21 protein-coding genes and 1 pseudogene are annotated in these 21,390 nt (G+C 70.4%); 13 read left to right on the top strand and 9 right to left on the bottom strand.

The genetic code is table 11. The features are described from left to right. From KBY90_RS11040 to KBY90_RS11020, 5 genes and pseudogenes are all read left to right on the top strand, one after another. Window positions 1-165 (top strand): annotated as a pseudogene (locus tag KBY90_RS11040) (7-carboxy-7-deazaguanine synthase QueE); the annotation flags it as partial. A gap of 5 nt (window positions 166-170) precedes the next feature. Further along, on the top strand, window positions 171-872 hold the full coding sequence (gene queC / locus KBY90_RS11035) for a 7-cyano-7-deazaguanine synthase QueC (RefSeq protein ID WP_254968680.1): 702 nt from the start codon (window positions 171-173) through the stop codon (window positions 870-872). Further along, window positions 869-2,200, top strand: a complete 1,332-nt coding sequence (locus tag KBY90_RS11030) for an anthranilate synthase component I family protein (protein WP_254968679.1) — start codon at window positions 869-871, stop codon at window positions 2,198-2,200. The genes queC and KBY90_RS11030 overlap by 4 nt, the downstream gene beginning before the upstream one ends. Window positions 2,201-2,286: 86 nt before the next feature. Next, window positions 2,287-4,638: a bifunctional metallophosphatase/5'-nucleotidase gene (locus KBY90_RS11025; RefSeq protein ID WP_254968678.1), complete on the top strand. Its 2,352-nt coding sequence runs from the start codon at window positions 2,287-2,289 to the stop codon at window positions 4,636-4,638. A gap of 31 nt (window positions 4,639-4,669) precedes the next feature. After that, a complete protein-coding gene (locus tag KBY90_RS11020) occupies window positions 4,670-5,578 on the top strand; it encodes an aminotransferase class IV (RefSeq protein WP_254968677.1) in 909 nt (302 codons plus the stop codon). 24 nt (window positions 5,579-5,602) lie between these two features. On the opposite strand, the gene urtE is transcribed toward KBY90_RS11020, so the two are convergent. The 8 genes from urtE to ureE all read right to left on the bottom strand — a co-directional run bounded on the left by urtE (window position 5,603) and on the right by ureE (window position 12,826). Next, window positions 5,603-6,313, bottom strand: coding sequence for an urea ABC transporter ATP-binding subunit UrtE (urtE, locus tag KBY90_RS11015; protein ID WP_254968676.1), 711 nt, complete (start codon window positions 6,311-6,313; stop codon window positions 5,603-5,605). Between the two features lie 56 nt (window positions 6,314-6,369). Next, a complete protein-coding gene (gene urtD / locus KBY90_RS11010) occupies window positions 6,370-7,164 on the bottom strand; it encodes an urea ABC transporter ATP-binding protein UrtD (RefSeq protein WP_254968675.1) in 795 nt (264 codons plus the stop codon). Beyond that, the gene (gene urtC / locus KBY90_RS11005; RefSeq protein ID WP_254968674.1) at window positions 7,161-8,306 is read right to left on the bottom strand and encodes an urea ABC transporter permease subunit UrtC; all 1,146 of its coding nucleotides are present in this window, start codon (window positions 8,304-8,306) and stop codon (window positions 7,161-7,163) included. The genes urtD and urtC overlap by 4 nt, the downstream gene beginning before the upstream one ends. Window positions 8,307-8,309: 3 nt before the next feature. Beyond that, window positions 8,310-9,467: an urea ABC transporter permease subunit UrtB gene (urtB, locus tag KBY90_RS11000; protein WP_254968673.1), complete on the bottom strand. Its 1,158-nt coding sequence runs from the start codon at window positions 9,465-9,467 to the stop codon at window positions 8,310-8,312. A gap of 110 nt (window positions 9,468-9,577) precedes the next feature. Next, the gene (urtA, locus tag KBY90_RS10995; protein WP_254968672.1) at window positions 9,578-10,885 is read right to left on the bottom strand and encodes an urea ABC transporter substrate-binding protein; all 1,308 of its coding nucleotides are present in this window, start codon (window positions 10,883-10,885) and stop codon (window positions 9,578-9,580) included. A gap of 146 nt (window positions 10,886-11,031) precedes the next feature. Further along, entirely contained in the window at window positions 11,032-11,631 is a 600-nt protein-coding gene (gene ureG, locus KBY90_RS10990; RefSeq protein ID WP_254968671.1) for an urease accessory protein UreG, read from the bottom strand. 8 nt (window positions 11,632-11,639) lie between these two features. Continuing rightward, window positions 11,640-12,317, bottom strand: a complete 678-nt coding sequence (locus KBY90_RS10985) for an urease accessory protein UreF (protein WP_254968670.1) — start codon at window positions 12,315-12,317, stop codon at window positions 11,640-11,642. 8 nt (window positions 12,318-12,325) lie between these two features. After that, on the bottom strand, window positions 12,326-12,826 hold the full coding sequence (gene ureE, locus KBY90_RS10980) for an urease accessory protein UreE (RefSeq protein WP_254968669.1): 501 nt from the start codon (window positions 12,824-12,826) through the stop codon (window positions 12,326-12,328). A 59-nt stretch (window positions 12,827-12,885) separates the two neighbouring features. Here ureE and KBY90_RS10975 point away from each other — a divergent pair, with 59 nt between their 5' ends. The 7 genes from KBY90_RS10975 to KBY90_RS10945 all read left to right on the top strand — a co-directional run bounded on the left by KBY90_RS10975 (window position 12,886) and on the right by KBY90_RS10945 (window position 19,717). Next, window positions 12,886-13,851, top strand: a complete 966-nt coding sequence (locus KBY90_RS10975; protein ID WP_254968668.1) for an urease accessory protein UreD — start codon at window positions 12,886-12,888, stop codon at window positions 13,849-13,851. 65 nt (window positions 13,852-13,916) lie between these two features. Next, window positions 13,917-14,219: an urease subunit gamma gene (locus KBY90_RS10970; protein ID WP_254968688.1), complete on the top strand. Its 303-nt coding sequence runs from the start codon at window positions 13,917-13,919 to the stop codon at window positions 14,217-14,219. 31 nt (window positions 14,220-14,250) lie between these two features. Next, the gene (locus KBY90_RS10965) at window positions 14,251-14,568 is read left to right on the top strand and encodes an urease subunit beta (RefSeq protein WP_254968666.1); all 318 of its coding nucleotides are present in this window, start codon (window positions 14,251-14,253) and stop codon (window positions 14,566-14,568) included. A 7-nt stretch (window positions 14,569-14,575) separates the two neighbouring features. Next, a complete protein-coding gene (gene ureC / locus KBY90_RS10960) occupies window positions 14,576-16,288 on the top strand; it encodes an urease subunit alpha (RefSeq protein ID WP_254968665.1) in 1,713 nt (570 codons plus the stop codon). An 83-nt stretch (window positions 16,289-16,371) separates the two neighbouring features. Next, window positions 16,372-17,811 carry a circularly permuted type 2 ATP-grasp protein gene (locus KBY90_RS10955; RefSeq protein WP_254968663.1) on the top strand — a complete coding sequence of 480 codons (1,440 nt, stop codon included), beginning with the start codon at window positions 16,372-16,374 and terminating at the stop codon, window positions 17,809-17,811. Continuing rightward, window positions 17,805-18,803 carry an alpha-E domain-containing protein gene (locus KBY90_RS10950; protein ID WP_254968662.1) on the top strand — a complete coding sequence of 333 codons (999 nt, stop codon included), beginning with the start codon at window positions 17,805-17,807 and terminating at the stop codon, window positions 18,801-18,803. The genes KBY90_RS10955 and KBY90_RS10950 overlap by 7 nt, the downstream gene beginning before the upstream one ends. Beyond that, a complete protein-coding gene (locus KBY90_RS10945; protein ID WP_254968661.1) occupies window positions 18,788-19,717 on the top strand; it encodes a transglutaminase family protein in 930 nt (309 codons plus the stop codon). Before KBY90_RS10950 ends, KBY90_RS10945 begins: the two co-directional genes overlap by 16 nt. Before the next feature lie 9 nt (window positions 19,718-19,726). Here KBY90_RS10945 and KBY90_RS10940 read toward each other — a convergent pair whose 3' ends face one another. Then, window positions 19,727-20,200, bottom strand: a complete 474-nt coding sequence (locus KBY90_RS10940) for a redox protein (protein ID WP_254968687.1) — start codon at window positions 20,198-20,200, stop codon at window positions 19,727-19,729. A gap of 356 nt (window positions 20,201-20,556) precedes the next feature. On the opposite strand from KBY90_RS10940, the gene KBY90_RS10935 reads away from it, so the two are divergent. Then, window positions 20,557-21,390, top strand: coding sequence for a CsgG/HfaB family protein (locus KBY90_RS10935; RefSeq protein WP_254968660.1), 834 nt, complete (start codon window positions 20,557-20,559; stop codon window positions 21,388-21,390).

Below are 21,390 nucleotides of genomic sequence, written 5' to 3'. Positions count from 1 at the left end.
GCTGCGGCCTGGGGGGCGGGCTGCCCGGCCGGCAACCGGCCCGCCCTGCTGCTGCAGCCGGGCTGGGACAGCGACGCGGGCCGCCGGCTGGCGATCGACTACGTGAAGGCCAATCCAGCCTGGCGCCTCAGCCTGCAGACCCACAAGCGGCTGGGGGTGCGCTGAGGGCCATGGCAGCCGCCACCACCGCGCCCCCCACCGCCGTCGCCCTGCTCTCGGGCGGGCTGGATTCGGCCACCGCCGCCGCCCTGGCCCGCGAGCAGGGCATGCGCGTGATCGGCCTCTCCTTCGACTACGGCCAGCGCCACCGCCGCGAACTGCAGGCCGCCACCGCCGTGGCCGAGGCCCTGGGTCTGGCCGAGCACCACACCATCGCCGTGAACCTGGCCGCCTGGGGCGGCTCCTCGCTCACCGACGCCGCCCTGCCCGTACCCAGCGCTGGCCTGCAGGAGGGGGTGATCCCCAGCACCTACGTGCCCGGCCGCAACACCGTGTTCATCGCCCTGGGGCTCAGCCTGGCCGAGGCCCGCGGCGCCGAGCGGCTGGTGCTGGGGGTGAACGCCGTGGACTACTCCGGCTATCCCGACTGCCGCCCCGACTACCTGGACGCCTTCCAGCGGCTCGCCGATCTGGCCAGCAGAGCCGGCCGCGAAGGCCGGGGCGCCCGCCTCTGGGCGCCGCTGGTGCAGTGGAGCAAGACGCGCATCGTGCAGGAGGCGCTGCGGCTGGGGGTGCCGATCGCCGCCACCTGGAGCTGCTACAGCGGCGGTGAGCGGCCCTGCGGCGTGTGCGACAGCTGCCGCATCCGCGATGCCGCCCTGATCGAAGCGGGCCGGCCGGATCTGGCCAGCGGCAGCAGCCCGGTGCCATGAGCGCACCGCTGCGCCGGCCGCTGCCCTGGTGCGAGCCGGAGGCGCTGCTGCAGCGGCTGCTGCCCGGCCTGGAGCGGCCGGGGCTGGTGTGGCTGGACGGGGACGGTTCGGCCCTGGGCGGGCGCAGCCTGCTGGCCCTCGAGCCGCTGGCGGAACGGGTGTGCCGCGGTCTGCCCGGCGAGGCCGGCGCCGAAGATCCCTTCGCCGCCCTGGCCGAGCTGGAGGCCAGCGGCGGGCCCTGGCTGGGCTGGCTGGCCTACGAGGCCGGCGCCTGGCTGGAGCCCGCCCCCCACTGGCAGCGGCCGGAGATGGCCGTGCTCTGGGCGATCCAGGCCGATCCCCTGCTGGTGATCGACCACCGGCAGCGGCAGCAGTGGCTGGAGGGGCACGATCCCAGCCGGCTGGAGGCCCTGGCCCGCCGGCTGGAGCGCGCCGCCCGTGATGCCAGCCCGGGGGCCACCGCCCCGCCCCGGCTGCCCCTGGAGCACTGGCACTGGCACACCCCCCGCGCCGCTTTCGCCGCCGGCGTGGCCGCCCTGCGCGAGCGCATCGCCAGCGGTGATCTGTTCCAGGCCAACCTCACCGCCTGCTGCGAGCAGGAGCTGGCCGAGCCGCCCAGTGCCGCGGCGCTGCTGGCGCTCTACGGGCGCCTGCGGCGCCACTGCCCGGCCCCGTTCGCCGGCCTGGCCATCGGCGGCGCGGCGGCCCCGGGGGAGGCGGTGCTCTCGGCCTCACCGGAGCGCTTCCTGCAGCTCAACGCCCGGGGCGAGGTGGAAACCCGACCGATCAAAGGCACCCGCCCCCGCCACGCCGATGCCACGGCCGATGCCGATGCGGCCGCCGCGCTGGTCACCAGCGTGAAGGACCGGGCCGAGAACGTGATGATCGTCGACCTGCTGCGCAACGACCTGGGCCGGGTGTGCCGGCCCGGTTCGGTGGAGGTGCCCCAGCTGGTGGGGCTGGAGAGCTACCGGCAGGTGCATCACCTCACCTCGGTGGTGCGGGGCCGGCTGCGGGAAGGCCTCGGAGCGGCCGACCTGCTGCGGGCCTGCTGGCCCGGGGGCTCGATCACCGGCGCCCCCAAGATCCGCGCCTGCCAGCGGCTGGGCGAACTGGAGCCGGTGCCCCGCGGCCCCTACTGCGGCTCCCTGTTCCGGCTGGATGGCGCCGGCGGCTTCGACAGCAGCATCCTGATCCGCTCGCTGTTCGTGGCGGGCCGGCGCCTGCGCGCCCACGCCGGCTGCGGCATCGTGGCCGATTCCGATCCCCAGGCCGAGGCCGAGGAGCTGGACTGGAAGCTCCAGCCCCTGCTGGCGGCGCTGGCGTAGCGGCCAACACCGGCTCGGTGAAAGGGGACTACCGCCTGTTCGGGCCGCTGCCCGCAGGCTGGGGCCGAACGGCTCCACCCGTCGCCATGGCCGCCAGCTTCACTCTCCAGCTGCTCCACTTCGCTGACGCGGAGGCGGGTCTGCTCGCCTCCACCACCGCACCCAACCTGGCGGCGCTGGTGGATGCCTACGACGATCAGTACACCAACACCCTGATCCTGGCCGGGGGCGACAATTTTCTACCCGGGCCGTTCCTGGCGGCCGGCACTGATCCGAGCGTTGTTGACCTCGTCAAGAAAGGCGACAACCCCGGGGCGAGCGACATCGAGATCCACAACCGCATCGGCGTTGAGGCCTCCACCGTTGGCAACCACGAGTTCGACCTGGGCACCAACGCCTTCGCCGATGCCCTCACCGATGCCGCCTTCCCCTATCTGAGCGCCAACCTCGATTTCTCCGCCGACCCTGCCCTGGCCGGTCGCTTCACCCAGACCGTCGGCGTGGGGGGACTCGAGGAGGCGTCCAGCCTCAAATCCCGTCTCGTACCGTCCGCAGTCATCACCGAAGGCGGTGAGCCGATCGGCCTGGTGGGCGCCACCACCCAGATTGTCGAAGCCATCTCTTCCACCGGCGGGGTGGAGGTGAAGGGCTTCGCCGGCGACGGCAGCAAGACCAACGACATGGCCCTGCTGGCCGCCCAGCTGCAGCCGGTGATCGACGACCTGATCAGCCAGGGCGTCAACAAGATCGTGCTGATGGCCCACCTGCAGCAGATCGAGCTGGAAACCGAGCTGGCGGGCCTGCTGAAGGGTGTCGACATCATCCTGGCGGCAGGCTCCAACACCCGCCTGGGTGATGCCAACGATGTGCCCGTGGCCTTTCCCGGCCATGCCGCCGACTTCGCCGGCACCTACCCGCAGGTGCTCACCGGAGCCGACGGCGGCACCACCCTGCTGGTGAACACCGACAACGAATTCACCTACCTGGGCCGGCTGGTGGTGGATTTCGATGCCGACGGCAACATCATCCCCAGCAGCCTCGATCCCACCATCAATGGCGCCATCGCCGCCACCGCGGCGAATGTTGCTGCAGCCTGGGGCGTCTCGGAATCTGAACTGGCCAGCACCGCCTTTGCCGCCGGCACGAAGGGCGCCGCGGTGAAGGAAATCACCGACGCAGTCCAGGGAGTGATCAACGCCAAGGACGGAGAGCTGTGGGGCTTCACTGAGGTGTATCTCGAAGGTGAGCGCAATCAGGTGCGCAACCAGGAGACCAATCTCGGCAACCTCACGGCCGACGCCAACCTCAGCGCCGCCAGCTCAGCCCTGGGCGGCGGCATGGTGCTGGCCTCGCTCAAGAACGGCGGCGGCATCCGCAGCCAGATCGGCTCCATCGACGTGATCACCGGCGAGAAGGAGCCCACCCTCGCCAACCCTGACGCGTCCAAACCTCAGGGGGCGGTGTCCACCCTGGACATCGAGAACTCGCTGCGCTTCAACAACCGCCTGATGGTGTTCGACACCACGGCCGCAGGCCTCAAGGCCATCCTCGAGCACGGTGTGGGGGTGCTCGGTGGCCAGGGGCGCTTTCCCCAGATCGGCGGGATCCGCTTCTCCTACGACCCCAGCCGCGCCGCCGGGGATCGGGTGCGCAGTGTGGTGGCCATCGACGGCGACGGCAGCCCGATCGCCCGGCTGATCGAGAACGGCCAGGTGAGCGACCAGGCGCCGGAGAGCTTCAGCGCCGTGATCCTCAACTTCCTGGCGAACGGTGGCGACGGCTATCCGATCAAGGCCAACGGCGACAACTTCCGCTTCCTGCTCGATGACGGCAGCCTCAGCGCCGCCATCGATGAATCCAGCAACTTCACCGAAGCCGGTGTGGTGCCCGCCAACGCCCTCGGTGAGCAGCAGGCCCTCAAGACCTTCCTGCAGAGCGTGCATGGCACCCCTGATCAGGCCTACACCCAGGCCGACACCGCGGCCGGCCTCGATGGCCGCATCCAGAACCTGGGGCTGCGCAGCGACTCGGTGCTGGCTGGGGACCAGATCAGCGGCAGCCTCGGTCGCGGCGGCAACCGCGATGCACTCGTCGGCACCGCAGGCGACGACGTGATCCGCGGAGGTGCCGGCAACGACACGATCGACGGCCGCGAGGGTGACGACCTGATCGACGGCGGCATCGGCCGCGACCGGCTCACCGGTGGTGGTGGGCGCGACCGGTTCCTGCTCAGCGGCAAGGGTGGTGGCGACACGATCACCGATTTCACCGTCGGCAAGGATCTGCTGCTGCTCGACGGCGGTCTCTCCTTCGCCTCGCTCTCGCTGGTGGGAACGGCGACAGGCACCGAGGTGCGGCAGCGGGGCCGGCTGCTGGCCCTGCTCGAGGGCGTGCAGCCGGGGGACGGACTTGACGCCGAGTCCTTCCTGAGCGTCTGAACCGGCAGGCTGGGGGCTCACCACAGCCTCCATGGCAGACCCGGACATCGCCTGGATCGACGCGCCCGCCCCCACGGGCCGCTGGGGCCGGCCCGGCGAGCTGGGCCTGCCCCTGGCCGACCGGGGCCTGCTGCTGGCCGACGGCATCTTCGAGACCGTGCTGGTGCTCGATGGCCGCCCCAGGCTGCTGGCCGAGCACCTGCGGCGCTGGACGGAGGGTGCCGCCCTGCTGGGGATGGAGCCGCCACCGCCGCTGGCTCAGGTGGAAGCCCTGATCGCGGAGGCGATCCGCCGCAGCGCCATCAGCACCGGCGCCCTGCGCCTGAACTGGAGCCGCGGCACCCCGGCCGCCGCCGGAGCCCGGGGGATCGCCATCCGCGCCGGCTGCCGGCACCGCTTCTGGCTGCAGCTCAGCGCCACCAGTCCCTGCTTCGCGCCGGTGCGGGTGATCGTGAGCCCCACGGAAACCCGCAGCGCCACCAGCCTGCTCAGCCGCGCCAAGACCTTCAGCTACGGCAGCGCCGTCCAGGCCCGCCGCCAGGCAGCCGCCGCCGGCGCCGACGACGCCCTGCTGCGCAGTTCCGCCGGCGGGCTGTGCTGCGCCACCAGCGCCAACCTGCTGGTGCATACCGGCGGCGGCTGGTGCACGCCGCCCCTGAGCAGTGGCTGCCTGCCGGGGGTGATGCGGGCCCGGGCCCTGGCGCTGGGGCTGGTCCGCGAGGCCGAGATCGGGGAGGCGGATCTGGCGGCCAGCGGCGGGGGGCTGCTGCTCAACAGCCTGGGCTGCCGGCCGATCAGCCACCTGGCGGGGAATCCCCTGACCTGGGTGGAGGACTGGCTTCCAGCTGGGGAGTCCAAGGAGGATGGGAGCCCGGCCGGGCTGGGACTCAGCCTGGCAGAGGCGGCGGAGCACCTCTGGCGTTGGCTGCTGGAGGGCTGACGCCCGGCCCCGGGCCGGCGCCGCTCACACGCTCAGGAAGCGGTCCACCACGTCCTTGCTGAGCTCGCTGGTGGGGCCGCTGGACACCACCCCGCCCTTCTGCATCGCGTAGTACCAGTCGGCCTGGCGCACGAAGTGCAGGTGCTGCTCCACCAGCAGCACGGAGATGCCGGTGGTCTCGATGATGCGGCGCACGGCCCGCTCGATGTCGAGCACCACCGAGGGCTGGATGCCTTCGGTGGGTTCGTCGAGCAACAGCAGCTTGGGTTTGCCCAGCAGGGCGCGGGCGATGGCCAGCTGCTGCTGCTGGCCGCCGGAGAGGTCGCCGCCGCGGCGGCCGAGGAACTTCTCCAGCACCGGAAACAGCTCGAACACCAGGGGATCGATCCGGCGGTTCTTCCCCAGTCCGCCGGGGAGAGCCTCCATCCCCAGCAGCAGATTCTCGCGCACCGTGAGCTGGGGGATGATCTCCCGGCCCTGGGGCACGTAGCCGATGCCGCCGCGGGCGCGGGCATGGGGCGGCAGGGCCGACACGTCCCGGTCCAGCAGTTCCACCACGCCGCTGCGCTGGCGCAGCAGGCCGATCACGGTCTTGAGCAGCGTGGTCTTGCCCACGCCGTTGCGGCCGATCAGGCACACCATCTGGCCCGGCTGCACGCTCAGATCGACGTCGCGCAGGATGTGACTCTCGCCGTAATAGACATTCAGCCCCTGGATCTGGAGCGTGGCCGCCATCGGCGCCCCCATGGGATCTCTCCTGTGGTCGTTGGTCGAAACGCTGATCGGAGCGCTCATCGGAATTCCCCCTCTGTCTCGCTGCCGAGATACACCTCGATCACCCGCGGATCCACCTGCACCTGATCCATGGAGCCTTCGCAGAGCACGTGGCCCTCGTGCAGCACCGTGACCGGCGCCTGCAGATCGCGGATGAACTCCATGTCGTGCTCGATCACCAGCACCGTGTGCTCGCCGGCCAGCTGCTTGAGCAGGTCGGCGGTGCGCTCGGTCTCCTCGTCGGTGAGGCCCGCCACCGGCTCGTCCACCAGCAGCAGCTGGGGATCCTGGGCCACCAGCATGGCGATCTCCAGCCACTGCTTCTGACCGTGGGACAAGCCACCGGCGCGGTGGTTGGCATGGGGTTCGAGACCGACCACGCCGAGCAGGTGCTGCACCCGGTCGCGGGCGGTGGCATCGAGGCGGCCGAACAGGAGGTCGAAGGGGGAGGAACGCCGGCTCACCGCCAGCTCCAGATTGCGGCGCGGGGTGAGGTTCTGATACACGCGCGGGGTCTGGAACTTGCGGCCGATGCCCAGCCGGGCGATGCGGTGCTCGGCCGTGCCCACCAGGGAGCTGCCCCGGAACAGCACCTCCCCCTTGGTGGGCCGCAGCTTGCCGGTGATCACATCGAGGAAGGTGGTCTTGCCGGCGCCGTTGGGGCCGATCACGGCCCGCAGCTCACCGGGTGCCAGGCGCAGGTTGAGGTCGTTGAGGGCCCAGAAGCCATCGAAGCTCACGCTCACCCCGCGCAGCTCCAGCAGGGGCGGCTCCGGGGAACCGGCCGCCGGGACGGTTGCCTGCGGGCTCATCGCGCACCTCCTTCCAGTTCGGCTTTCTCGGCCTGCACGGCCGGGTCGAGATCGAGCTCCGGATAGGTGGCCGCCAGCGGCGGCCAGCCCACCATCGCCTGGATGTGGCCCGGGCCGCCGCTGCGCCACCAGCCCACCAGCCCATCGGGCAGGGCGGTGACCACCAGCAGGAAGAGGCCCCCCTGGATGAACAGCCAGGTTTCCGGCAGCGCCTCGCTCACCAGGCTCTTGGCGTAGTTGATCAGCACCGCACCCAGCAGGGCGCCGATCAGGGTGCCGCGACCCCCCACCGCCACCCAGATCACCATCTCGATCGAGAACGGCACCGCCATGAACTGCGGCGAGACGATGCCCGACTGCACCGTGTAGAGCGCCCCGCTGATGCCCGCCAGGGCACCGGCGACGGCGAACACAAGGGTCTTATAGGCGGTGGGGTTGTAACCCGTGAAGCGCATGCGCGGCTCGTCGTCGCGGATGGCGATCAGGGCATCGCCGAAGCGGCCGCTGGTGAGCCAGCGGCAGAGCAGAAAGGCGCCCACCGCCAGCACCACGGTGAGCCAGAACAGATTGCGCTGCATGGCGTCACTGCCCACCAGCGCGCCGAAGATCCGGGCGGTGTCGGTCTTGAGGCCGTTGGTGCCGTTGATCAGCTTCTGCTGGCCATTGAAGAAGTTGAAGAACACCAGCAGGGCCGCCTGGGTGAGGATCGAGAAGTAGACCCCCTTGATGCGGTTGCGGAACACCAGATAGCCGAGCACGCCGGCCACCAGCGCCGGGATCACCCACAGGGCGAGGAGGGTGAACAGCGGCGACGCGAAGGGCTGCCAGAAGGCGGGCAGGCTCTGCACCCCGTAGAGGGAGAAGAACTCGGGCAGCTGGCCCGGCTCCAGCGAATTGAGGGAGAGGTACATGCCCAGGGCATAGCCGCCCAGGGCGAAGAAGATGCCCTGTCCGAGGCTGAGCATGCCGGTGAAGCCCCAGATCAGATCCACCCCGAGGGCGACGATGCCCAGGGAGAGAAAACGACCGAGCAGATTCAGCCGGAAGGGTGGCAGCACGGCCGGCAGCAGCAGCGCCAGCAGCACGATCAGCACCCAGGGAAGACCGCGACGCAGGGCGCGGCTGGAGAGCAGGTCCGCCATCGCTCAGGCCTCCACCATGCGGCCCTTCTGCGGAAACAGGCCGGCGGGCCTGAACTGCAGAAACACCACGATCAGCGCGAACACCAGCACCTTGGCCATCGAGGTGGTGGCGAAGAAGGTCACCAGTTCATTCAGCCCGCTGGGCATGGCGGGCCACACCAGCAGCAGCGAACCGGAGCCGATCACATAGCTGAGGATGCCGATCCCCAGGGCCGCCACCACGGTGCCGAGCAGCTTGCCCACGCCGCCCAGCACCACCACCATGAAGCAGTCCACGATGTAGTTGCCCCCCAGGTTCGGCCCCACCGAGCCCAGCAGCGTCACGGCCACCCCGGCCACGCCGGCCAGCCCGGATCCCACCAGGAAGGTGAGGGCATCCACCGTCTCGGTGGGGATGCCCAGGCAGTTGCTCATCGGCCGGTTCTGGGTCACGGCGCGGATGCGGATGCCCCAGACGCTCTTCTGCAGGAACCAGTGCACCGCCAGCAGGGCCAGGGCCGTGAGGGCGATGATGAACAGACGACCGGTGGGCATGGTCACGCCCACCACGTCGACCGAGCCGCGCAGCCACTGGGGTGCGCTGACGTCGATGTTGCGGGCGCTGAACCAGGGCTGATCGAGCGCGCGCACGTTGCCCAGGCCCGAGGCCAGGGCGATGCCCGCGGCGGCGGCCGCAATCCAGAGGCCCACGGACAGCAGCGGTGTCCAGCGTTGCTGCCACCAGGCCTGGGGCATGAACCGGGGCGCCAGCAGGGCCAGCACCACGGCGGCGATCAGACCGAGGGCGAAGGCCGTGGACACGGAGCGCACGAACTGCTGCAGGATCAGGCTCACCCCCCAGGTGGCCAGCAGGGTTTCCAGAGGTCGTCCGTAGAGACGGCGGATCACCGTCTTCTCGAGCAGCAGGCCGGCCAGACCGCTGACGAGAAAGGCCGCCGGAATGGCCAGCAGGATGTAGGCAGGGAACAGTCCCTGCAGTGGACCGGTCTTGAACAGGTTCTGCACCACAAAGGTGGTGTAGGCGCCGAGCATCATCAATTCGCCATGGGCCATGTTGATGACGCCCATCAGCCCGAACACCACGGCCAGGCCGAGGGCGGCGAGCATCAGCACCGAACCGATCGCCAGACCGTTGAAGAGCGTGTCGAGAAGTGCAGTCATGGTGTCCCCGCGGGGACAAGGCGATGGGAATGAACAGAAACGGGGGGAGATGACTCCCCCCGGGATGGAACGGGTCGTGCCGTCAGATCAGCCGATCGGAGCCTCGCCGATCACAGCTTGAACTTGCCGGCGTCGGGACGGTCCTGGGTCCAGTCGCAGGTGTAGCCCTTGGTTTCGGGCACGAACTGGTTCCAGGCCAGCGGCTTGACGACCCCTTTGTTCTCGATGATCTTGAACATGCCGTCCTTCTGCACCTCACCGATCATCACCAGCTCGGTGGTGTGATGGTTGGGCATCACTTCGATCGGACCCTGGGGAGCGTCGAAGGTCACGCCGATCAGCGCTTCACGTACCTTGTTGTCGTCCACGCTGTTGGCCTTCTCGGCGCCCTTGGCCCAGAGGTACACCATGTTGTAGGCCGATTCAGCCGGGTCATTGGTCACCCGGTTGTCGCCATACTTGGCCTTGAAGGATTCCGTGAACTTCTTGGAGGCCGGTGTATCGAGGCTCTGGAAGAAGTTCCAGGCGGCGAAGGTGCCTTCGAGGAACTCGGGGCCGATCGCCGCCACCTCCTCCTCGGCGATCGAGAAGCTCATGATCGCGTAGCCGTTGGCCGGGGTGATGCCGGCCGCATTCAGCTGCTTGAAGAAGGCGACGTTGCTGTCGCCGTTGAGGGTGTTGACGATCACGCCACCATTGGGCAGCGCCTGCTTGATCTTGGCGATGATCGGGGCAACCTCGGTGTTGCCGAGGGGCAGGTAGTCCTCACCCACCAGATTGCCGCCCTCAACCTTGAGCTGCTCCTTGATGATGGTGTTGGCCGTGCGCGGATACACGTAATCCGAGCCCACCAGGAAGAAATCCTTGCCCTTGTTCTCCAGCAGCCAGGACACGGCAGGCTCGGCCTGCTGGTTGGGGGTGGCGCCGCTGTAGAAGATGTTCCTGGAGCATTCCTGACCCTCATACTGGATGGGGTAGAAGAGGAAATGATCCTTGGCTTCGAACACCGGCAGCATGGCCTTGCGGCTGGCCGAGGTCCAGCCACCGAACACCACGGCCACCTGATCCTGATCGATCAGCTTCTTGGCCTTCTCGGCGAAGGTGGGCCAGTCGGAGGCGCCGTCCTCCTCGACGGGCACGATCTTCAGCTTCTTGCCATCGATCGTGATGCCGCCGGCATTGTTGATCTCTTCGATGGCCATCAGCTCGGCTTCGGCCACCGTGTTCTCGGAGATGGCCATGGTGCCGGAGCGGGAATGCAGGATCCCGACCTTCACTTCACCGTCGAAGTCTCCGGCGGCCTGCTCACCGCCGCCGCAGGCCACCAGGGAAAACGACAGGGTCAATGCCGTGGTGCCCGCCACCAGGCGCAGGGGGGAACGCTGCGACAGGGCGCCGCGCAGAAAGGAGGGTTTCATCAAAGCTGTGGGGATTCCCGACGAAAGGTCCGCTCCTTCAGAGCGGTAGAGGCGACGCTATGCAGGCCGCGGGACCGCACTTGTAGCAACAGCCACCCTTTGTTAAACCAACCACAACCCAGCGCTCACGGCGAACCGATCGGGCCTCAGTTCGGTAGCTGTTGCAGCAGAAAGTTCTCCACGGCCTCCACCCCTTCGCCACTGCGGATGTTGGTGAAGCACCAGGGGCGGCCGGGCCGCATGCGTTCGGTGTCGGCCTCCATCACGTCGAGGCTCGCCCCCACCAGCGGCGCCAGGTCGATCTTGTTGATCACCAGCAGATCGGAGCGGGTGATGCCCGGGCCTCCCTTGCGCGGGATCTTGTCGCCGGCGGCCACATCGATCACGTAGATGCACAGGTCCACCAGCTCGGGGCTGAAGCTGGCGGCCAGGTTGTCGCCGCCGCTCTCCACCAGCACCAGATCCAGATCCGGGAAGGCCGCCTCCAGCTCCGCCACCGCCGCCCGGTTGATCGAGCAGTCCTCACGGATGGCGGTGTGGGGGCAGCCGCCGGTCTCCACGCCGCGGATGCGCTCGGGCTCCAGGGCACCGGCGCGGGTGAGGAACTGGGCGTCCTCCTGGGTGTAGATGTCGTTGGTCACCACCGCCAGCTGCAGGCGCTGGCGCAGCCGCCGGCACAGGGCCTCCACCAGGGCGGTCTTGCCCGAGCCCACCGGGCCGGCCACACCCACGCGCAGCTTGCTCATCGCGCCGCTCAGCTCCTGAACAACCGGGAGTAGAGCTCAGCATGGCGGAGCTGGGCCAGGCCGGCGCCCACGCCGCTGCTCCAGAGCCCGTCGGCGATGGGATCCGCTCCCGCCTGGCAGGCCCCGTACAGCGCCGCGGCGCGCGCGGCGATCAGGGGTGCGAGCGCCAGCTGCAGGCGCTGGGCCTGCGTGGGGCCGAGCGGCACCAGCCGCACCGCGGCGCTGAGCTGGTTGGCGGTCCAGCCGTGCAGGTAGGCCTCCAGCACCGCCTGCGGCGGCAGCTCCAGGCACACCCCCGCCCAGGCCCAGGCCCCGGTCCAGCCCAGGGCCAGGGGCCGCGGCAGGGGCCAGCCCAGATCGGTGAGCAGCTGCAGCAGCGAGCGCCCCATCTGGCGCTGCTGGGCGCGCAGCTCGGCCGCCTCCCGCTGGGCCAGCAGCCAGCCGTCCCGCTCCGCCGCGGCATCCAGCTCGCCGGCGGCGAGACGCCGCATCAGCTCCGGCAGTTGGGCCGCTTCGATCGCCACCAGGCCGCGCTCCAGCTCCGCCTCCAGCCAGGCCCGCACCGCGGCGGCATCGGCCAGCCGGCCGCTCTGCACCAGCACCTCCAGGCCCTCGGAATAGGAGAAGGCCCCCACCGGCAGGGCCGGGCTCACCAGCTGAAACAGGCGCAGCAGCTCCAGACCCATCGCCACCCTCAGCCCGGCCCCGCGCCGGGGCTGGGGTCGTGGCTGTGGCTGTGGTCGTAGGCACCGCTCTCCGGCTCGAACGGGGCCGTGATCCGGAGCACCTCCAGGCCGCGGTGCTCGAGCAGGTGGGCCAGCACCGGATCGTCCGGCAGCCGCAGCTCTGCGGGGCGGATCTCCAGCGCCACGTGACGGTTGCCCAGGTGATAGGCGGCCTGCAGCAGGGCCAGGGCATCGCCGGCCCGCACCCGCAGCAGCGGCTCGGGCGCAGCCGTCACCTGCAGCCAGCGCTGCTCGGGGCCGTCGCAGCACAGCCATTCACCCGGCCGCAGGGCTTCCCCCCGCGGCAGCTGCAGCAGCACCGGCACACCGCAGGCCGTGCGGCGCAGCCCGCGGCAGCGGCTGCGCTCGTCGGCCGTGAGCGGCAGCCGCCAGGCGGGCGCCGGCTCGGGTGGCGGGCCGGGATGACGGCTGCGGAACACCGGTGGATCCATGGCGACGCCCCGGCGCACCCCTGGCTTGCCCCACGATCACAGCATGGGAGGCCGCGGCTCTGCCAGGGTCGGGGTTGATGTGCCTCGCCGCATTGCCCGCCAACCCCGATGGCCCGCCGACGCCCGGCCCGCCGTTGCCGCCGCCTGAGACGTCCGCGGGCTGGCAGGCGCGGGCCTGGCTGCGGCTGGAGAGCGAACCGGGGCGCTACCGGGCCGGCGCCACGGCACCGCTGAAGTGGCAGCGGGCCTATGCCGCCGGCGAGGGGCGGCTGCAGCTGCCGCTGCTGCACACGGCCGGCGGGCTGGTGGGGGGCGACGGCCTGACGGTGGAGGTGGAGGGGGCCCCGGGCAGCCGCGGCCTGCTCACCACCGTGGCCGCCCAGAAGGTGTACGGCTCGGTGGGCCGCTTCCGCCGGCGGGGCGCCGGCCGGCGCTGGGCCACCCAGACCCTGTGCATGCGCCTGGAGGCGGGGGCCGATCTGGAATGGCTGCCCCAGGAGCTGGTGCTCTACGCCGACGGCCTCTATGGGCAGCACTGCCGGGTGGAGCTGGCGCCGGGGGCCAGCTGGCTGGGGGCCGAGCTGGTGCGGTTGGGCCGCAGTGCCGCCGGCGAGGGGCTGGGGGCGGGCTGCTGGCGCTCCGCCCTGGAGGTGGTGCGCCTGGGTCCCGGCGGAGAGCGCTGGGAGCTGGTGGACCGCCTCAGCCTGGAGGGCGAGGCGCTTGCCAGTGCGCACGGCATGGACGGCCAGCCGGTGCTGGGCACGCTGGTGTGGGCGGCCCCCGACGGGCTGCCGGCGCAGCGGCTGGCGGAGCTGGCCGCCGAGGCCCGGGCCGCCCGGGCGGGGCTGGAGGGCGAGATGGCGGTGGGCTGCCTGGAGCAGGGCCTGATCGCCCGCTACCGCGGCGGCTCCAGCCAGGCCGCCCGCTACTGGTTCACACGCCTGTGGGCGCTCAGCCGGGCGGCGCGGGGACTGGCCAGGCCGCAGCTGCCGCGGGTGTGGCCCTTCCAGGAGACTCCCTGGCTGCCGCAGGGTTCGCCCTGAACGGGCCAGCCGCCGCCGTCACTGCCAGGCTGCGGGTGGAGCGGTTCCGTGCCAGCCTGACGCCGATGCACCTCACCCCCCAGGAAAAGGACAAGCTGCTGATCGTCACCGCCGCCCTGCTGGCGGAGCGGCGGCTGCTGCGGGGCCTGCGGCTCAACCACCCGGAAGCGGTGGCCTGGCTCAGCTTCCAGGTGCTCGAGGGCGCCCGTGACGGCAAGACCGTGGCGCAGCTGATGGAGGAGGGCAGCGGCTGGCTGAGCCGCGAGCAGGTGATGGAGGGGGTGCCGGAGCTGGTGCACGAGGTGCAGATCGAGGCGGTGTTCCCCGACGGCACCAAGCTGGTGACGCTGCACGACCCGATCCGCTGAGCCCGCACCTTTGTCATCCCCATCCGCCGCTATGCCCCCTCTCATCCCCGGCGAACTGATCCCCGAAGCGGGCGAGATCGAGCTCAACGCCGGCCGGCCGGTGACCACGGTGCAGGTGGCCAACACCGGTGACCGGCCCGTGCAGGTGGGCTCCCATTTCCACTTCCACGAAGCCAACAGCGCCCTGGAGTTCGACCGCGAGGCCGCCCGCGGACTGCGGCTCGACATCCCCGCCGGCACGGCGATCCGCTTCGAACCCGGCGACAGCCGCAGCGTGAACCTGGTGCCCTTCGCCGGCGATCGCCGCGTGGTGGGCTTCAACGGCCTGGTGAACGGCCCCCTCGACTGACCCCCCCATGCCCTACCGCATCTCCCGCCGCGCCTACGCCGAGACCTACGGCCCCACCACGGGCGACCGGCTGCGGCTGGCCGACACCGAATTGATCCTGGAGGTGGAGAAGGACTTCACCGTCTACGGCGACGAGGTGAAGTTCGGCGGCGGCAAGGTGATCCGCGACGGCATGGGCCAGGCCCAGACCACCCGAGCTGCCGGGGCGGTGGACACGGTGATCACCAACGCCCTGATCCTCGACTGGTGGGGAATCGTCAAGGCGGATGTGGGCCTGCGCGACGGCCGCATCTGCGCCATCGGCAAGGCCGGCAACCCCGACACCCAGGCGGGGGTGACGATCGTGGTGGGCCCGGGCACCGAGGCGATCGCCGGCGAGGGCCACATCCTCACCGCCGGCTCGATCGACACCCACGTGCACTTCATCTGCCCCCAGCAGATCGAGACGGCCCTGGCCAGCGGCGTCACCACCCTGCTGGGGGGCGGCACCGGCCCGGCCACCGGCACCAACGCCACCACCTGCACCCCCGGCGCCTTCCACATCGCCCGCATGCTGCAGGCGGCTGAGGGGCTGCCGGTGAACCTGGGCTTCTACGGCAAGGGCAACGCCTCCACCCCCGAGGCGATCGAGGAGCAGGTGCGCGCCGGCGCCTGCGGCCTCAAGCTCCACGAAGACTGGGGCACCACCCCCGCCGCCATCGACTGCTGCCTCACCGTGGCCGACCAGCTCGACGTGCAGGTGTGCATCCACTCCGACACCCTCAACGAGGCGGGCTTCGTCGAGGACACGATCCGCGCCATCGGCGGCCGCACGATCCACACCTTCCACACCGAGGGGGCCGGCGGCGGCCATGCCCCCGACATCATCAGGATCTGCGGCGAAGCCAACGTGCTGCCCAGCAGCACCAACCCGACCCGACCCTACACGGTGAACACGCTCGAGGAGCACCTCGACATGCTGATGGTGTGTCACCACCTGGATCCCAGGATCCCGGAAGACGTGGCCTTCGCCGAATCGCGCATCCGCCGCGAGACGATCGCCGCCGAGGACATCCTCCACGACCTGGGCGCCTTCTCGATCATCGCCAGCGACTCCCAGGCCATGGGCCGGGTGGGCGAGGTGATCACCCGCACCTTCCAGACCGCCCACAAGATGAAGGTGCAGCGCGGCCCGCTCCCTGAAGACAGCGCCCGCAACGACAACACCCGCCTCAAGCGCTACATCGCCAAGACCACGATCAACCCCGCGATCGCCCACGGCCTCGATTCCCAGATCGGCTCGGTGGAGGTGGGCAAGCTGGCCGACCTGGTGCTGTGGAAGCCGGGCTTCTTCGGGGTGAAGCCGGAGCTGGTGATCAAGGGGGGCTCGATCGTGTGGGCGCAGATGGGCGACGCCAACGCCTCAATCCCCACCCCCGGACCGGTGCACGGCCGGCCGATGTTCGCCGCCTTCGGTTCGGCCCTGGCCCCCAGCTGCCTCACCTTCCTGAGCCAGGCCGCCCTCGACGCCGACATCCCCCGCCAGCTGGGCCTGCAGCGCCCCTGCGTGCCGGTGGTGAACACCCGCGGCGGCATCGGCAAGGGGGCGATGAAGAACAACACCGCCCTGCCGAAGGTGGACGTGGACCCCCAGACCTACGAGGTGTTCGCCGACGGCGAGCTGCTCACCTGCGAGCCGGCCACGGAGCTGCCGATGGCGCAGCGCTACGTCCTGCTGTAACAGCGGTGGGGGTTTCGTAACAACCCACACCGGGAAAGCCCCACCCGCTCTCGGATGATCCGGCAGTGCCGCCCTGGCCCGCCATGTTCACCGACTACCGCCCCAGCCGCGGCTACGACGAGTACTTCAGCGCCTTCGACGAGCCCCGCGGCGCCCTGCGGCCCCTGCTCACCTCCCTGGGTCAGCTCGGACTGGAGGAACTGAACCGCAACCACGCCGCAGCCGGCAACCTGCTCAAGCGTCTCGGGGCCACCTTCCGCCTCAACGACTCCGGCGAGCGCGGCCTGGAGCGCATCCTGCCCTTCGATCCACTGCCGCGCCTGATCAGCAGCAGCGACTGGCAGCGCCTGGAGCGCGGCCTGATCCAGCGCCTGGAGGCGATCGACCTGTTCCTGGCCGACGTCTACGGCGAGCAGCGCATCCTCAACGACGGCGTGGTGCCGCGCGAGGACGTGGTGAGCTCCCAGGGCTGGCGGCCCCAGCTGATGGGCTTCAAGCCGCCCCTGGGCAAGTGGTGCCACATCTCCGGCCTCGATCTGGTGCGCGACGGCCAGGGCACCTGGCGGGTGCTGGAGGACAACCTGCGCTGCCCCTCCGGGGTGGCCTACTTCCTGGAGAACCGGCGCGTGATGAAGCGCATGTTCCCCAGCCTGTTCGCCGGCCGCACCGTGCAGCCGATCGACGACTACCCCTCCCACCTGCTGCAGACCCTGCGGGAGCTGGCCCCCTGGACGGAAACCCCCAAGGTGGTGCTGCTCACCCCCGGCGTGTACAACAGCGCCTACTTCGAGCACAGCTACCTGGCCCAGCAGATGGGCATCCAGCTGGTGGAGGGCCGCGACCTGGTGTGCCAGGACGATCGCGTGTGGCTGCGCAGCACCGGCGGCCTGGAACTGGTGGATGTGATCTACCGCCGCATCGACGACGACTTCCTCGACCCCGCCGTGTTCCGCAGTGATTCGGTGCTGGGGGTGCGGGGTCTGATGGAGGCCTACCGGGCCGGCCGGGTGGCGATCGCCAACGCCCCCGGCACCGGCGTGGCCGACGACAAGCTGATCTACGCCTACGTGCCGGAGATGATCCGCTACTACCTGGGCCAGGAGGCGATCATCGAGAACGTGCCCACCTACCTTTGCTCGCGGCCCGACGACCAGGCCTACGTGCTCGCCCATCTCAACGAGCTGGTGGTGAAGGCGGTGGCCGAGGCCGGCGGCTACGGCATGCTGATCGGTCCCCATGCCCCGCCGGAGGAGATCGCCGAGTTCGCCGACAAGATCCGCGCCAACCCCCGCAACTACATCGCCCAGCCCACCCTGGAACTCTCCACCGTGCCATCGCTCAGTGAGGGGGAACTGTTTCCCTGTCACGTGGACCTGCGGCCCTACGTGCTGCGGGGCAAGGGCTCGTGGGTGAGCCCCGGCGGGCTCACCCGGGTGGCCCTGCGGCGCGGTTCACTGGTGGTGAACTCCTCCCAGGGCGGAGGCTGCAAGGACACCTGGATCGTGGGAGAGCCGTCATGCTGAGCCGCGTCGCCGATTCGCTCTACTGGATCAACCGCTACGTGGAGCGGGCCGAGAACATCTCCCGCTTCGTGGAGGTGAGCGAGGCCATGGCCCTCGACTGCCCGCCCGGCAGCGCCGAACCCTGGCTGCCGCTGATCGATGCCAGCGGCGACCGGGAGCTGTTCGACGAGCTCTACCCCGGCGGCTCCCCCAACGACGTGGTGGAGTTCCTGGTTCGGGCGGATGCCAATCCCAGCAGTGTCATCAACTGCATCCGCCACGCCCGCGAGAACGCCCGTCAGATCCGCGAGGTGATCACCACGGAGATGTGGGAGCAGATCAACGACATCTACTGGACCCTGCAGGAGAGCGAGCGGTTCTGGAACCAGCCGCCCCAGGAGGTGCTGCGCGAGATCCGGCGCGCCTGTCAGCTCTTCTACGGCATCACCGACGCCACCCTCAGCCGCGATCTCTCCTGGCAGTTCAGCCGCCTGGGGCGGCTGCTGGAGCGGGCCGACAAGACCACCCGCATCCTGGACGTGAAGTACTTCCTGCTGCTGCCCTCCCCGGATGAGGTGGGCGGCGTGCTGGACGAGCTGCAGTGGATCTCGCTGCTGCGCAGCGCCGGCGCCTACCAGATGTTCCGGCAGGCCCGCCAGCAGGCGATCGAACCCAAGGCGGTGGCCGCCTTCCTGCTGCTCAACCCGATCTTCCCGCGCTCGGTGCGCTACTGCCTGCAGCGCATCCACGAAACCCTGCACATCGTGCAGGGCCAGGCGGTGCCCGCCGTGCCCGACGAGCTGGAGTGCCTCAGCGGCCTCACCCTGGCCCGCTGGAGCTACACGCGCATCGAGGATCTGATCGCCAGCGGGCTGCACGAATCCATCGATGCCCTGCAGAGCGACCTCAACCGGCTCCATGAGCTGATCGAGAAGCGCTACTTCATCGCCGGCGGCGAGGCCGCCGTCACCGTCCACACCGCCAGCACTGATCCGGCATGCGTGCTCGCGTAACCCACACGTTCACCTACCGCTACAGCGCCCCGGTGCTGCTGGGCCCCCACCGCTTCTGCCTCAAGCCCCGGGGCCACGGCTTCCAGAAGCTGGTGGACTTCCGGCTGGAGATCAGCCCGGAACCCTCACGGCTGTATCCGCTGCTGGCCGCAAGCGGCGACGAGATCCTGCGGGCCCGCTTCCAGGGCGGCAGCGATGAGTTCCTGGTGCGCTCCACCAGCGTGGTGGAAACGGAGACGGCGCCGCTGCTGCAGGCCTGCCTGGAGGAGAACGAGCCCCACCTGCCCTACCCGGTGGGCCACCTCAACAGCGACCTGATGGGTGCGCTGGATGGCTGGCTCCCCAACGGCCAGCACGACCCCGCCGCCGTGGACCTGGCCCAGGAGGCGCTGATGGGCAGCGACCAGCGGGCGCTGATGTATCTGCAGCAGCTGGTGGAGATCATCCAGGACCGGGTGAAGTACACCCAGCGCCACATCGGTCCGGCCTGGCCCGCCGGCCGCACCCTCAAGGAGCGGGTGGGCTCCTGCCGCGACCTGGCGATGCTGATGGTGGAAGCCTGCCGCTGCGTGGGGCTGCCGGCCCGTTTCGTGAGCGGCTACCACCTGGTGGAGCCCAAACCCGAGCGCTACGACCTGCACGCCTGGGCCGAGGTGTACCTCCCCGGCGCCGGCTGGCGCGGCTTCGACCCCAGCGGCATGGGTGTCATCGACGACCGCTACATCACCCTGGCCACGTCGTCCAAACCGGAGCTCACCGCTGCGATCACCGGCAGCTTCTCCGGCCCGCCGGGGGTGGAGAGCACGTTCGAGTGGGCAATCGAGGCCGACATGCTGGACGCCACCCACACCAACACCGGCCTGGTGTCGGCCGGCCAGGGGGTGGACGTGACGGCCTTCAGGCCCAGCCCCTGACCCTGTCGCCTACCAGTTGAAGCCGTGCAGCTTCGGCAGGGGCGCGGTGTTGCAGGTGGTGGCGAACAGCCGCGGGATCCGGCGGCTGCTGTACACCCGGAACTCGCGCACCAGGCTGGCGTTCTCCTCGCGCACGGCCTGGTTCAGCACCACCGAGCCCTCGGCGTCGGACACCGAGCGGTGGAAGGTGCCGGGAGGGATGCGCAGGATGTCGCCCCCGGTTTCCAGCCGCACGATGTGGAACGGGTAGTTCCAGCCGAAGTTCACCAGGAAGAAGGTGCGGCCGCCGTGCAGGGCCAGCAGGTTGTCCTCCTGGTGGGGATGCAGATAGAACTGCCAGGCGCCGCTCTCGTCATCGGGAGGGGAGACGGCCGGCCCGGCATGCACCACCAGGTCGCGGGCGTTGGACTCGGCGACGGTGATGTCGAAGAAGCGCACGCTGGGGGTGTCGCGGAAGCGCTCGTAGGGGATCAGCTCGAACATCGGCGCCGGCCGCACGCTGTGCAGCGCCGTTGAGCGCTCAGCGTGCGGCGGCGCCGGAGGTTGACTCTCCAGCAGATGGGGGTTTCGGCGGAGGGGTGTGGCGGCCATGGCGGGAGCGCCCGGGTGGCGGGTTGGGCGGTGCTCAAGTGAACCGAAGCGCCAGCACCGCCAACCGTGGCGAGTACTACCAAAACCGAATCCGGACCCGCAGAGTTCCGATTCTCTTCAGCTTGGTCGCCCCTCACCGGGCAGCGTTCCCGCCCCTCAGCCCCTCACCTGGCCCGCCTGCGCTTCACCAGCCGCGGACTGGCCGGGATTGGTTGAATGGGCTCCGACACGCCAGGCGATCAGACCCCATGACCCGCACCACCGCCACCAGCGCCGCCCTGCTGCTCACCCTGGCGGTGGGCATCGGCGCCGCACCGGCCCTGGCCCAGGCGCCGGCAGGGCGCCCCACGGTGTCGGTGCCCGAGTTCAAGAACACCGTCAACCAGTCCTGGTGGTGGAGCGGCCCGGTGGCGGAGGATCTCTCGGCGGCCCTGGCCAATGAGCTGCAGGCCGGCGGCGGCGTGCAGGTGGTGGAGCGCAGCAACCTCAAGGCGGTGCTCTCCGAGCAGGAGCTGGCGGAGCTGGGCATCGTGCGGCAGGGTCCCGCCGCGGCCCAGCGGGGCCAGATGACCGGGGCCCGCTACATCGTGCTGGGCACCGTGAGCTCCTACGAGTCGAACGTGGCGACCAAGACCTCCGGCAGCGGCATGAGCCTGCTGGGCATCGGCGGCCGCAGCGAACAGGCGGAAACCACCGACTACGTGGCCATCGACATCCGCGTGGTGGACAGCACCACCGGTGAGGTGGTGGGCTTCCGCACGGTGGAGGGCACGGCCACGAGCACGGCCGAGAGCCGGCAGCAGGGGGTGAACCTGCTGCCCGCCGCGGGCCTCACGATCCTGGGGGTGCCGATGAGCCGCGGCGGCCAGGCCCTGGTGGGGGCGGCGGGCACGTTCCGCTACGACAACTCCAGCAGCGAGACCCAGCGCACACCCGTGGGCAAGGCCATCCGTGCCGCCCTGGTGGACGCCTCCGACTACGTGAACTGCCTGCTGGCCCCCCAGGGCGACTGCATGCAGCGCTTCGAGGCCCAGGATCAGCGGCGCCGCCAGCGCACCCGCGGCGTGCTGCAGCTCGACTGA

The sequence above is a fragment of the Cyanobium sp. CH-040 genome (assembly GCF_024346135.1).
Lineage (GTDB): Bacteria > Cyanobacteriota > Cyanobacteriia > PCC-6307 > Cyanobiaceae > NIES-981.
Note: the sequence above shows the minus strand (reverse complement) of the source record. Positions and strands in the feature narration are given on the sequence as shown.

What these genes read in the sequence shown, in the direction of transcription:
- queC (WP_254968680.1), top strand. Translation starts at nt 171, where the DNA reads ATGGCAGCCGCCACCACCGCGCCCCCCACCGCCGTCGCCCTGCTCTCG.
- KBY90_RS11030 (WP_254968679.1), top strand. Translation starts at nt 869, where the DNA reads ATGAGCGCACCGCTGCGCCGGCCGCTGCCCTGGTGCGAGCCGGAGGCG.
- KBY90_RS11025 (WP_254968678.1), top strand. Translation starts at nt 2,287, where the DNA reads ATGGCCGCCAGCTTCACTCTCCAGCTGCTCCACTTCGCTGACGCGGAG.
- KBY90_RS11020 (WP_254968677.1), top strand. Translation starts at nt 4,670, where the DNA reads ATGGCAGACCCGGACATCGCCTGGATCGACGCGCCCGCCCCCACGGGC.
- urtE (WP_254968676.1), bottom strand. Translation starts at nt 6,313, where the DNA reads ATGGCGGCCACGCTCCAGATCCAGGGGCTGAATGTCTATTACGGCGAG.
- urtD (WP_254968675.1), bottom strand. Translation starts at nt 7,164, where the DNA reads ATGAGCCCGCAGGCAACCGTCCCGGCGGCCGGTTCCCCGGAGCCGCCC.
- urtC (WP_254968674.1), bottom strand. Translation starts at nt 8,306, where the DNA reads ATGGCGGACCTGCTCTCCAGCCGCGCCCTGCGTCGCGGTCTTCCCTGG.
- urtB (WP_254968673.1), bottom strand. Translation starts at nt 9,467, where the DNA reads ATGACTGCACTTCTCGACACGCTCTTCAACGGTCTGGCGATCGGTTCG.
- urtA (WP_254968672.1), bottom strand. Translation starts at nt 10,885, where the DNA reads ATGAAACCCTCCTTTCTGCGCGGCGCCCTGTCGCAGCGTTCCCCCCTG.
- ureG (WP_254968671.1), bottom strand. Translation starts at nt 11,631, where the DNA reads ATGAGCAAGCTGCGCGTGGGTGTGGCCGGCCCGGTGGGCTCGGGCAAG.
- KBY90_RS10985 (WP_254968670.1), bottom strand. Translation starts at nt 12,317, where the DNA reads ATGGGTCTGGAGCTGCTGCGCCTGTTTCAGCTGGTGAGCCCGGCCCTG.
- KBY90_RS10975 (WP_254968668.1), top strand. Translation starts at nt 12,886, where the DNA reads ATGTGCCTCGCCGCATTGCCCGCCAACCCCGATGGCCCGCCGACGCCC.
- KBY90_RS10970 (WP_254968688.1), top strand. Translation starts at nt 13,917, where the DNA reads ATGCACCTCACCCCCCAGGAAAAGGACAAGCTGCTGATCGTCACCGCC.
- KBY90_RS10965 (WP_254968666.1), top strand. Translation starts at nt 14,251, where the DNA reads ATGCCCCCTCTCATCCCCGGCGAACTGATCCCCGAAGCGGGCGAGATC.
- ureC (WP_254968665.1), top strand. Translation starts at nt 14,576, where the DNA reads ATGCCCTACCGCATCTCCCGCCGCGCCTACGCCGAGACCTACGGCCCC.
- KBY90_RS10955 (WP_254968663.1), top strand. Translation starts at nt 16,372, where the DNA reads ATGTTCACCGACTACCGCCCCAGCCGCGGCTACGACGAGTACTTCAGC.
- KBY90_RS10950 (WP_254968662.1), top strand. Translation starts at nt 17,805, where the DNA reads ATGCTGAGCCGCGTCGCCGATTCGCTCTACTGGATCAACCGCTACGTG.
- KBY90_RS10945 (WP_254968661.1), top strand. Translation starts at nt 18,788, where the DNA reads ATGCGTGCTCGCGTAACCCACACGTTCACCTACCGCTACAGCGCCCCG.
- KBY90_RS10940 (WP_254968687.1), bottom strand. Translation starts at nt 20,200, where the DNA reads ATGTTCGAGCTGATCCCCTACGAGCGCTTCCGCGACACCCCCAGCGTG.
- KBY90_RS10935 (WP_254968660.1), top strand. Translation starts at nt 20,557, where the DNA reads ATGACCCGCACCACCGCCACCAGCGCCGCCCTGCTGCTCACCCTGGCG.